Source organism: Sporolactobacillus sp. Y61 (assembly GCF_040529185.1).
GTDB lineage: Bacteria > Bacillota > Bacilli > Bacillales > Sporolactobacillaceae > Sporolactobacillus.
On sequence record NZ_CP159510.1, the window covers coordinates 226,862 to 239,301 of the forward strand.

Annotated in this window: 6 protein-coding genes; 3 read left to right on the top strand and 3 right to left on the bottom strand. The window is 48.3% G+C overall.

Going from position 1 to position 12,440, the window contains the following annotated elements; all coding sequences use genetic code 11:
• The first annotated feature begins 111 nt into the window (after positions 1 to 111).
• Genes ABNN70_RS01180 through ABNN70_RS01190 form a run of 3 tightly spaced genes read left to right on the top strand, consistent with a single transcriptional unit; the run spans position 112 to position 4,248 of the window.
• Positions 112 to 2,931: a cation-transporting P-type ATPase gene (locus ABNN70_RS01180; RefSeq protein ID WP_129929752.1), complete on the top strand. Its 2,820-nt coding sequence runs from the start codon at positions 112 to 114 to the stop codon at positions 2,929 to 2,931.
• Positions 2,928 to 3,575 (top strand): TrkA family potassium uptake protein, encoded by a 648-nt coding sequence (locus ABNN70_RS01185; protein WP_129929751.1) that lies wholly within the window; start codon positions 2,928 to 2,930, stop codon positions 3,573 to 3,575. The genes ABNN70_RS01180 and ABNN70_RS01185 overlap by 4 nt, the downstream gene beginning before the upstream one ends.
• 13 nt (positions 3,576 to 3,588) lie before the next feature.
• Positions 3,589 to 4,248, top strand: coding sequence for a TrkA family potassium uptake protein (locus ABNN70_RS01190; protein ID WP_353948488.1), 660 nt, complete (start codon positions 3,589 to 3,591; stop codon positions 4,246 to 4,248).
• A 225-nt stretch (positions 4,249 to 4,473) separates the two neighbouring features.
• Here the strand turns inward: ABNN70_RS01190 and adhE are convergent, their stop codons facing one another.
• From adhE to ABNN70_RS01205, 3 genes are all read right to left on the bottom strand, one after another.
• Complete coding sequence (gene adhE / locus ABNN70_RS01195) at positions 4,474 to 7,134, bottom strand: bifunctional acetaldehyde-CoA/alcohol dehydrogenase (RefSeq protein WP_353948489.1); 2,661 nt, start codon at positions 7,132 to 7,134, stop codon at positions 4,474 to 4,476.
• Between the two features lie 654 nt (positions 7,135 to 7,788).
• Positions 7,789 to 9,048, bottom strand: coding sequence for a cytochrome P450 (locus tag ABNN70_RS01200; protein WP_353948490.1), 1,260 nt, complete (start codon positions 9,046 to 9,048; stop codon positions 7,789 to 7,791).
• A 276-nt stretch (positions 9,049 to 9,324) separates the two neighbouring features.
• A complete protein-coding gene (locus ABNN70_RS01205; RefSeq protein ID WP_353948491.1) occupies positions 9,325 to 12,372 on the bottom strand; it encodes an MMPL family transporter in 3,048 nt (1,015 codons plus the stop codon).
• Positions 12,373 to 12,440 lie beyond the last annotated feature (68 nt).

A 12,440-nucleotide genomic window follows, 5' to 3' on the forward strand; every position in this document is an offset into this window, starting at 1 on the left:
AACGAGACCGTTTATTATGAGGGAAGCGAAAACATATATATAAGGTCATTCCAGTATAAAGTCAGATCTGACCTGCCTGATAGTCGTTCGATTTGTGGAAGGAGGATGGATATGCGCACAGATCAAAAAGCAAGTCATGATGAGCAAATCAGCATCCAGAGAGCCCAGACGAAAGATGTGTTTGGCCTTCTGGGAACCCGTTCCGACGGGCGTCGCGCGGATGAACTGGAAGGATTAAGAAGCAAATACGGCACCAATAAAATCACAGAGACAAAAAAAGAATCGACTTTTATTAAATTTGTGAAAAATTTCATAAGTTTAATGGCCATTCTGCTGTGGGTTGGCGGTGCCGTCGCCTTCTTCGCCGGAACGCCTGAGCTGGGGTTTGCCATATGGCTCGTCAATATCATCAACGGCCTTTTCAGCTTCTTTCAGGAAAACAAGGCCAGCAAAGCCACAGAGGCACTGAAAAACATGCTGCCCTCTTACACCAGAGTCATCCGTGACGGCCAGGAGCAGAAGATTCTTGCAGAAGAACTGGTGCCGGGTGATATCATGCTGGTGGAAGAAGGCGATCGCATCTCAGCTGATGCACGTCTGGTGGCTTCTACCGATTTACAGATTAATCAGGCCGCACTGACCGGGGAATCGAATCCGGTGAGAAAAAATGCGGAACCGGTCAGTGATCCGGATGTCTCCCGACTTGAATTTAAAGATATGATCTTTACCGGTACCACCGTATCGAGCGGAAGCGGTAAAGCTGTTGTGACCAAAATTGGCATGGCGACCGAATTCGGTAAAATTGCCGGGCTCACCCAATCAATGGATGAAGACATGAGCCCGATGCAAAAAGAACTGAACAAATTGACCCGGCAAATCTCCGTTATCGCCATTTCAATCGGCATCTTCTTCTTTATCGCAGCTGTCCTGTTTGTTGATGAACCGATGGCACAGGCCTTCATCTTTTCACTGGGGATGATTGTCGCCTTTATTCCTGAAGGGCTGCTGCCGACCGTAACGCTTTCCCTGGCCATGGGCGTTCAGCGGATGGCAAAAGAGCACGCCCTGGTCAAGAAGCTGTCCTCTGTGGAAACGCTTGGCTCGACATCTGTGATCTGTTCGGACAAGACAGGTACATTAACGCAGAACGAAATGACGGTGAATGATATCTGGCTGCCCGGTCAGGAATTGAAGGTCACCGGCTCCGGATACGCCCCGAAAGGATCGGTACTTGATCAGGGCCGGAAGGTTTCCGCAAATGAAAACTTCGATCTGAAACTACTCTTATCAGCCGCATCACTTTGCAGTAATGCCCGGATACTCCCGCCCGATAAGCAGCATACGCGTTACACCGTCCTGGGGGATCCGACAGAAGCCTGTCTGGGCGTGGCCGCACAAAAGGCCGGACTCACTCTGAAGGATATTGAGACTGAGGCTCCGCGAATCAGGGAACTTCCTTTTGATTCGACCCGTAAGCGGATGACGACGATCCATCAGTTAAAATCACCACTGGACGGCTCCAGTCGTATCGCCTGCGTGAAAGGAGCTCCTAAGGAAACTGTGGAATCCTGCAGTCAGATACGCGTCCACGGCAAGGTTCGCTCTATAACAGATGACGACCGTCAGAAGATCATGGCGGCAAATGATCGATATGCCCGCAATGGACTGCGGGTCCTGGCTGTGGCATACCGGGGACTGGACCACGCAGAAGGTCTTCCTGCAGCCCTGAGCGCATACACACCTGAACTGATTGAAAAGCAAATGACATTTACAGGCCTCGTCGTGATGGTCGATCCGCCACGGGTTGAAGTCGCTGCAGCGGTTAAAAAATGTCACGAAGCCAGCATCCGTATCATCATGATTACAGGCGATTATGGACTGACGGCAGAAAGCATCGCCAGGCGGATCGGGATTGTCCAGGGAGATCACCCGAGAGTGGTAACGGGTATCGAACTCGGAAAAATGTCTGATGAGCAGCTGAAAGACGCACTGTCAGATGAAGTGATTTTTGCCCGCGTGGCTCCGGAACAGAAATATCGTGTCGTCACAAATCTTCAGGAAATGAATAATGTTGTTGCGGTAACCGGAGATGGAGTCAATGATGCACCTGCATTGAAAAAGGCCGACATTGGCGTAGCAATGGGGATGACCGGAACCGATGTTGCCAAAGAATCAGCAGATATGATTCTGACAGATGATAATTTTGCTTCCATTGTCCACGCCGTTGAGGAAGGACGGGCGGTCTTCAACAACATCCGGAAGTTCCTCCTGTATATCTTCAACAGTAACACGTCTGAAGCCGTTCCTTCGGCTGCTTTCCTGTTCTCACGGGGAGGCATCCCCCTGCCCCTGACTGTCATGCAGATTTTATCCATCGACCTTGGAACAGATATGGTACCAGCTCTGGGTCTTGGAACTGAATTACCGGAGAAGGGCATTATGAATCGTCCCCCTCGAAAGATGAACGATTCACTGCTGAACAGGCGCATTCTGGTCAAAGCCTTCCTGTGGTATGGAATGATTGAAGCGATCATTGCCATGGCCGCCTATTTCTTCGTCAACCTGATGCACAGCGGCTCATTATTCCAGTTAGCAGATTCCGGGCAGATCTATCGCGAGGCAACAACAATGACGCTTGGCGCGATTATTTTCTGCCAGATCGGTGCGGTCATCAACTGCAGAACCGAATCTCAGTCTATTTTTTCATTAAACCCGTTCGGTAACCGGCTGATCAATATCGGGATTGTGACTGAAATCGTTCTATTGTGTCTTTTATCGTACGTTCCCTTTTTACACGGGTTATTTAATACGGCTCCGCTCAGTTGGGCAGACTGGCTGTTCCTGATTCTCTGTCCGATTCCTGTTGTGGCACTGGAAGAAGCCCGCAAGGCATGGATTCGAAGAAAAGATTTAAGGAGGTCATCTGAATGAAGATCATCATTGCCGGATGCGGCCGGCTTGGTTCCGGACTGGCACTTGAATTATCCCGTCAGGGGGAGAATGTCACTGTAATCAGCTCAAACGCTGAGCTGTTCAAACCACTGGCAAAAGATTTTTCCGGAAAAACGATTGAAGGGGTGGAATATGATAAAGACACACTGGAGAAGGCCGGAATTCAGCGTACCGACAGCCTGATTTCCTGTACCAGAAGCGATGAAGTCAATGCCCTGGTCGCCAGAATTGCCCGTAATCACTACCGGGTGCCCAAAGTGATTGCACAGCTGAACGACAGCCGGAAGAAGGAGATCTTTAATTCTTTAGGGATCCAGGTGATTACAACGGTTCAGTGGGGGATTGCCCGGACCAAAGAACTGCTCACCTTTAATCGTGTGGAACGTGTCATGAGCATCGGCAATACCCCTGTAGAAATCATCCGCGTCGTGATCCCCGCGCTGCTTTCGGGTCACACCATCAGAGAAGCCTTTCCTGTGAATGAAGCAGGACTCGTCGCCGTTAACCGGGGAAATCATTCCTTTATTCCTGCTCCTGACACAAAATTACAAAATCGGGATATTGTCTATCTATCCGTGTTAGCTGATTCGATGGATGAAATCAGCCGCATTCTGGATCTATAAGGAGGGAATCTGAATGAAAATTATCGTAATAGGCGGCGGGCAGATTGGTTCCTACGTTGCCCGGATGATGTTAGCGTCAGGAAACGATGTGAAAATAATCGAGCACAGAGAAAAGCTGATCAAAGATATCCGACATCATTTCCCGGATGATTTGATTATTGAGGGCGATGAAGCAAGCCCGAAAGTGCTGGAGAAGGCCGGAATCAGCGAAGCAGATGTTCTGGCCGCCGTAACAGATGCCGATGAGATCAATCTGGTGGCGTCGACCATTGCGAAGTTTGAATTCCAGACAGATCGCGTCATCGCCTGTGTCAATAATCCGAAAAACGACTGGCTTTTTACGGCGGAAATGGGCGTCGACGTCAAGATCAGTCAGGCTAACCTCCTGGCCCGCGTCATTGCGGATCAGATTGATATGGATAATATGGTCACGCTGATGCGGTTAAATCATGGTGACAATTCAATTGTCGAAGTAACAGTCCATGGCGGCGCCAAAGCAGACGGCTTTGCCCTGAAAGATATTCCGATTCCGAATGAAACCGTACTCATCGCCATTCAGAGAGGAAACAAAAATATTGTTGCCCGGGGAAATACAGTACTGAAAGCAGGCGACCACATTCTGGCTTATACGAAAACAGCTGATCAAGGCGTTTTATTTGAGTTAATGCGCTGACAGGGAAAATCATAGGATACAAAAAACTGCTCTTCCTCAGGAGAGCAGTTTATTTAGTGTATATTTTTATCCCGCATTAACGGGCAGTAAGATCCCCACCTCAGAGTCATGTGGGTAAATGAAAATACCCGGGTGGGGATCACTGCCCGTAAAAGCCCGATGGGTTCAACGAACAATCCGTGGGGGATGAAGTAACCCCCCCACGGATTGAAGTTTCACCTATCTTCAGACTTCTGTGCCGACTCCTTCGTACGCATTTGTCAGAAGCTGTTTCAGCTCACTGATCAGGGGTTCTTTAGGGTTGGTCGAGGTGCACTGATCCTCATAAGCGAGTTCAGCGAGCTTGTCCACGGTTGCGTCAAAGTGCTTTTTCTCCACCTGATTATCTTTCAGATTCAGTGTAACATCGACATCATGGGCCAGTTTAATAAATTCCTGAACAAAACTTTCAACCAGCTCTTCTGTCGTGCTTCCTTTAAATCCGAGGAACCGGGCGATTGCTGCATAATCCTCATCCGCTCTGAAACGATTATATTTTGGCCAGATGGCAAGCTTCGTTGGTATCTTCGCATTGTAGCGAACAACCTGCGGGAACATAATCGAAATGGCAAGACCGTGTGGCAGACCGAACTCATCGCCCAGCTTATGAGCGAGCGAATGGTTAATCCCCAGAAAGGCATTGGCAATAGCCATACCGGCGATCGTTGAGGCATTATGCATGGCCTCCCGTGCATCCTGATCACCGGCATAAGAAGCGCGCAGATTCTCGAATACCAGCTTGATTGCCTGAAGCGACCAGCCGCGTGTATAATCCGAGGCGTAGACGGATACATAAGCTTCCACTGCATGCGTCAGCACATCCAGCCCGGACCAGGCGACCGTCCGTTTCGGCAGGGTCTCAACAAACTGCGGATCGATGATGGCGACGTCAGGCTGCAGCGCATAGTCTGTAATCGGATATTTGACATGCGTTTTCACATCCGTGATCACGGCATAGGGTGTTACTTCCGAACCTGTGCCGGATGTCGTCGGAATACCAATATATTTTACTTTTTTCAGTTCCGGCACTTTACAGGTCCGCTTATGTGTGTCATGGAATTTCTGCTTGGCGGCGGTAAATAAAACATCGGGGCGTTCGTAAAACAGCCACATCCCTTTTGCTGCATCCATCGCGGAACCACCGCCTAATGCGATGATCGTATCGGGATGGAATTGTTTCATGCTGTCCACACCACGGCAGATCGTATCCGTTGTCGGGTCCGGTTCAACCTGAGAGAAGATTTCAATCGATGGTGCTTCTCTGCGCCGGTTCAGCATGTCAACGACGCGATCAGCATAACCGAGCTTGACCATGTCGGGATCGCAGACCAGAAAGACACGATGGATGTCGGACATCTGTTTCAGATAGCGCAGCGCGTTCCGTTCAAAATAAATTCTCGGCGGCAGTTTAACCCACTGCATGTTATTACGCCGTTTCGCAACAATCTTAATATTAAGCAAATCGAAGTCGGACAAGTTGTGCGAAATCGAGTTATGCCCGTAAGAGCCTGTACCCAGGGTCAGCGACGGGACCATGTTATTGTACAAATTGCCCAGGCCACCGAGAGCAGACGGAGAATTGACGATAATTCGGCAGGCCTTCATTTCAATTCCAAACCGTTTAATCAGTGCCTGATCCTTTGTATGTATCGCCGCCGTATGACCGGCACCACCAAAGTCCAGCAGCTGTTCAGCAATCTTAAATCCCTCTGCATGATCCTTTACCTTGTACATGGAGAGCACAGGGGACAGCTTCTCACGCGACAACGGATAGTCCGGACCTACGCCATCAATCTCAGCAATCAGTACCCGGGTTTCCTTCGGTACGCTGATCCCGGCTAATCTGGCAATCTCATAAGCGGATTTCCCGGCAATCGGCCCGCGGACGCTTCCGCGCTTTGGATCCATCATGGCGTCGCCAAGCGCGTCGTTATCCTTTTTATCAATAACTACGCTGCCCAGCCGCTTAAACTCATCCTTAACCGCCTCATAAATCGCCTCATCAACAATCACACTGTTTTCTGAGGCACAGATCATACCGTTATCGAACGTTTTGGAAAGGGTGATGTCATTGACCGCCTGTTTGATGTCTGCCGTCTTTTCAATATAAGCGGGACCATTCCCGGGGCCGACACCGAGTGCCGGCTTACCGGTTGAATACGCCGCCTTAACCATGCCCGGGCCACCGGTTGCCAGTACGGTCGCGACGCCTGGATGATTCATCAGCGCGCCAGTTGCCTGAATGCTGGGCTTTTCAATCCACTGAATACAATTTTGCGGCGCACCGGCTTTCACTGCCGCCTCGGCAATAATTCTGGCCGTTTCCACACAGGACTTCTGCGCCTGCGGGTGGAAACCGAAAATGATCGTATTACGTGTTTTCAGTGCAATCAGAGATTTGAAGATCACCGTCGATGTCGGGTTGGTTACCGGCGTGACCCCGGCAATGACGCCCACAGGTTCAGCAATCTTAACGATCTGTTCCTGATCATCTTCCTCAATGATCCCAACCGTTTTGTCGTGGCGAATCTTGTCCCAGATGTATTTGCTTGCATAAATGTTTTTGACATCCTTATCCTCAACAACCCCGCGTCCGGTTTCCTCTACGGCCATCTTCGCCAGTTTCATGTGATTGTCCAGTGCGGCAATCGCTATCGCTTCACAGATTTTATCCACCTGACCCTGGTTAAAATGTGCCAATGTATCCAGAGCTTTTGTTGATTTCTGAACCAGACTGTCAATATATTTCTTAATTGATTCCAGATCTGCCTCCGGGCGGCTTGGTCGACCTGCAGCTTTCTGTTCCAGACTTTTCTCTTTGTCATTTTGTTTAGCCGTCTTTAACATAATCAGCCTCTCCTTTGTGAATTTTTTCACAAGAAACTGTTAACAATAAGAGCTCCGGAAATAAAGCCCCTGTGTAAGCGGTTTCTCGGTATTCCAAGCATAATATCAATGGAACATGAAATCAATATGTTTTTGAAAATTCCTAGATTGCCACAATAACTTAGCCACCTGGATATCCGGCGGTCCCACTGGGTTTGTTCTGCCGCCTGGGCGCCAGAAATAAAAGACAGCTCAGTTCGCCCATTGCTGTAGTTCCATTTTGAACGCTTCAGCAGGTGTACGTTGGTTCAGAATTTTCCCTGGGGAGATGGACAATAGCTCGAATCATTCGGTATATTTTTCAATGGATTCCAGATCTGCCTCCGGGCGACTTTGTCGGTTTGCAGTTTTCTGTTCCAGACTTTTCTCTTTGTCATTTTGTTTAGTCGTCTTTAACATAATCAACCTCTCCTTTGTGAATTTTTTCACAAGAAACTGTTAACAATAAGAGCTCCGAAAATGAAAGCTCCTTCTGTAAACGGTTTCTCTATGCTCCAAGCATAATATCAAAGTAGCATAAAGTCAATATGATTTTTGAAAATTTTTTCTCTGCTCATAAATTTTTCTGAAACTCGCCGATGATGTAGCTCATGCTGACAGAGTGCTTAGATCATTTCAGTTATTTCTCTGCCTGACGTTACTGATGATCAATCGGCTGGCGGGTAAAGTGGGAATCCTCGACAGACTGATGCTCAAATCCTGAACGGGTACATGATACATGATTTGATTTGCCAGAAAATCCAGACTCGCCTCCATGACTTTAAGGGTTAACCATTCTCCAGCGCAGCGATGCCCATAATCTCTGTCTCCTCCCCCCTGAGGAATGAAGTCAAATAGACCGCCCGCCCAGTGATGAAAACGATCCGGCCGAAACTCATCCGGCCGATCCCAGAGGCGGGGATCATGATGGGTCCCATATACATCGAGCAGGACCAGTGTGCCCCGCTTGAATGGATACTGCTTCCAGGCGAATTCCCGGCGCACCCGGGCACCCACAAAGGGAGTAAAAGGATAGTAGCGGCGGACTTCCTGAACAAATGGGCGAACGTCCCCTTTTCCAGACTGCAGTTTGTCCATACATTCCGGATGTTCATGAAGCGCATGGGCACCAAAGGTAATATAGGTTGCGATCGCAACAATCGGCCTTAATATATTCAGCAGTTCTACTGCTGCAATTTGCGTGTCAAGGAGCCTGCCATTTGGCTCGCGATACCAGGCCATAGCGTATGCGGCTGCATCTTCCGGGGGATCCATCTCTCCCTTTCGAACGTGTTCAATGATTTGTCCGGCCCATTGTTCAGATCTTACCCGGGCACTTCTTCCCTGCCAGTGCCTCGGTCCCATTGCGCCAAAAGCGTCCACCATCTTGCCAAGATCGTTCGCTCTGTTTTTCACTTCCTGGTCGATGATTGAGACGCCTGCCCATTCGCAGGCGATTTTACACAACATTTCCTGCACTTCATCGAAGAGGACAACCTGATCCCTTTGCATCCACTTTTTACTCGTTTCCCGCCATTGTTTTTTTGTCAGATCGACAATCACCTGCAGGCGTTCAGGACTCATCAGTTTCATGAACATTTGTTTGCGGTGCCTGTGCCGGGCGCCATCCAGTCCCTGAACGCCGTTCTGTCCAAGCAGCGTTTTCTGGACTCTTTTTGGTGCCGCTCCCTTGCGAACAAACCGCTCTTCATCATAAAAGAGTTCTGCCGCTTCAGGTCCGGTCATGCAAATCACATTCTGAGCGAGAAGACGGGTTTGGAAAATATCAGTTTGCAACTGACGGCATCTGTTCCGGATAAACACATACCCTTCCCTTAACAAAGCCAGACTATTATCCAGCCCATCATCACGGGGGATTTCTGTTTCTGTAGTCATGCAGGCCATCTCCTTTGCCTTCAACTGGTTAAACATTATCTGTATTAACTTAGATGAAAGATTTTATTCATCGATTTCTTCGCTAAATTCCTCCTTTGGGTTGCCGCTTATCTCACAAAAAAGCCCGAATGATCAGATTTATATCCGTTCATCTGAATCATTCGGATTTTTATTTTCAAGAATTTCTGTATCCATTTTTTTCTGCACGAGAAACCACTATTCGTCTGATTTCAATGCACTGGACGAGGCCCTTTCGTTTTACTCATCATTCGCTGATCATTCTGCGTTCCTTTTAAACTTTGGTGGCGAGTCAAAGAGTGAAATCATCGCCGGAACAAAGATCGGAAGCATAATGAAGCAGAGTACGATCAGACCGGTAATGACAGCCGTTGCCAGCTCAATAAGGAGCACAATTCCTGACGGCATCAGTGTCGCGAAGGTTCCCCCAAGGATCACGAAGGCCGACAAAATGATGGTGCCCACTCGTTTTGCGGCTTCGACAATCGCTTCCTTGCCCGACATCAGCGGATATTCCTTATAACGCGCCAGCAGAAAGATGCTGTAGTCTACGCCCAGAGCAACGATCACGATAAAGGCGAAGAATGGAACGAAAGAGGAGATTCCCTCCAGGCCAAACATACTGATGAACAAAGCGTTCAGGACAAACATGGCCGCATAGTAGGCCCCCATTAGAGACACCGTGATAAACACCGGGATCCAGAAGGAACGCATCACAACGATCAGTACAAGCAACACGCCAATGAGTACAATAACCGTTAAGCGATTCAAATCTTTTGTCAGAACATTGTTTGTGTCATAGGTTGTCGAGCTTGGACCGGAAACGGCTGCCTTGGCATCAGTCAAAGTTGTTCCTTTCACTCCGTTCTCCACCGTTGTATTCATGTGCCTGATTGTATTTAAAGCTTGCTTTGAATAAGGGTCATTATCGAGAATCACCGTTATTTTGGTAATGGTCCGGTCTTTGGACATGAACGCATCCAAAGCCTGCTGATACTGTTTATCTTTCAGTGCTTCATCTGGTATTGAGAAGCTTCGATTTGTATTAAGCTGCGTGAGAAAAGTGTTGGTCTTTCCCAGGCCGCTGGATATTTGATCCAATCCTTTATTGACATCCGCCAGCTTGTCGCTGAATGTATGGAACCCGTTAAGCCCATCTGCCAGCTTCTGCTGACCGGATTTCATTTGTCCCAGTCCGTCCGTTACCTGGTCCATATTGGTAACGATCTTTCCGATGCCTGAAGAGGCGCTGTCAAGACCGCTTTTCGTTTTTACAAGTCCTTCCGCCATTTTGGACAGGCCGGCACTCATCTCAGCCAGATGCGTGTTCGCCGTTTTGAATCCGGTCGTCAGTGCATTGTAGTTCTTGTTCAATGCATTGATGCCTTCCGGGGTGATCCTGGCCAATGATGCAGACAACTGATCGATGCCTGCTTTTAATTGAAGATAGTTCTGATCACTGGCAACTCCCGGACTGCTTTCACCGAGCGCCGCCGTCAGCATTTGCATCTGCGTGAGTGCATTCTTGACGCCGAGCAGCGCTTTTGCGGTGTCTTGATAACTGGTGCCCATTTTTGCATAGCCGGACTGCATCTGATCATAGTTATCAGCGAGTGTATGCACAGCACCACTCATTTTTTCAAGATTACTTTCAATTTGTCCGATCCCGTCACTGATATTTTGTGATTGACCGGTGCCTCCGAGCCCATTTTGAATTTGCTTAAGTCCGCTGGTGAGAGCAGTCATGCCATTCTCAAGTCTGGCTGTTCCGTCGACCATCTTATTGACTTTAGAGAAATCAGCCGAGCCAAGTTTTTCCTGAGCCGTTTTCAGACCGCCGCCGATCTGATCGACGCCCTTCCGTGTCGCGGACAATCCCTCTGTGACCGACTTCGTCTGATCACCGATGTAAAACCCATTCACTTCTTGTCCCTGAGGCCTGGTTATGGAAGAAACTTCTTTAACGCCTTTAATTTTTTCCAGTTGCCCGGTTAGTCGATCGATTGCCGCCAGAGATTCGTTATTGTCTAAAGCTTTTTTATTCTCAATGACGACAGTGGCCGGCATTGCATTACCTTTGCCAAAATGATCCGCCACAATATTCATGGCTTTAGAGGAAGGATAGCTGTTGCCCAGTTCGCTGATCGTATCAAAGTTTAATTTTTCCTGATAGAAAAACACGGCCGGAACAATAAGTACAGCCACAACGATTACGGAAACAATCGGATGCTGGGTGGCGAGCGTTGCAGTTCCTGCCCACATTCTGTTCTCCCCATGTCCTTTACTACTTTTGGATGGCCAGAACAGCCTTTGACCGAGCAGTTTCATCGCAAACGGAGTCAGGGTGATCATCTCGAGCAACAGAAACGCAACACCAATGACCACGACAATGCCCGACCGATAGATTGGCGATTGAGAGAATATAAGTGCCGCAAAAGCGATAAAGACAGTCAGGATACTGTAGAAAATCGTTTTTCCGGCCGTTTGGTAAGTCGAGACAATCGCATCGTCAATAGACAATCCTTTTGACAGTTCTTCCTTAAAGCGGTTTAACAGCAATATATTATAATCGGTCCCAATGCCGAACAGGATCAGAATAAGCAGCATCTGCGTCAGACTGGTTAGCGGGAAACCTGCTTTGTCAATCAGCTGAGCAGCGACCCCCATTGAGCAAAGGTAGGAGAACATAACCGCAAGTAACGAAATGACCGGTGTCACGATGGATCGAAACATAAGGACAAGAACAATTAAAATGAACAGAACGGTCAGTGCCGCACTTTTCTCAACTCCGCCCTGAGATGCCTTTAAATAGTCATTATTAATGAAATCCTCGCCGGTCAGATAATGAGTAACCGTGACCTTGTCCAGCCGCTGATCAATAGCTTTCTTAATATCATCGATTTCTCGAGACTTTTTATCTAACTTGAAGCTCACCATTACCGTTGTTTTATCTTTCGAAATCAGCGAATTTTTCGCTTCAGGCAGGCTGAAGGGATCCATGATTTCGGCAACTCCGAGCGTGTCTGCATCATCACGTAATTGTTCCACACCCTGCCTGATCTGATTCAGCTCATTATTGGAAATTTTATTCTTATCATAAAAGACAATAAGGTCATTGGTTCCCTTCGACCTTTCCATTTTACTCAATATGGCGTCGGCTTGTACCGACGGGCTGTTTTCGTTTAATGCCTTCTGCCCTCTGTCTCTCAGGATGGCATTGATATCCGGCTGCATAGCAACGAGCACAACCGTTGCAACAAGCCATAAGGATAAAATGAGCCAACGCGCTTTAATGATTCCTCTCACTTCTGATCCTCCCCGTAAAAACTAAATGAATTTCACCTGTTCATGAAGACGACTCATAAGCAGATATC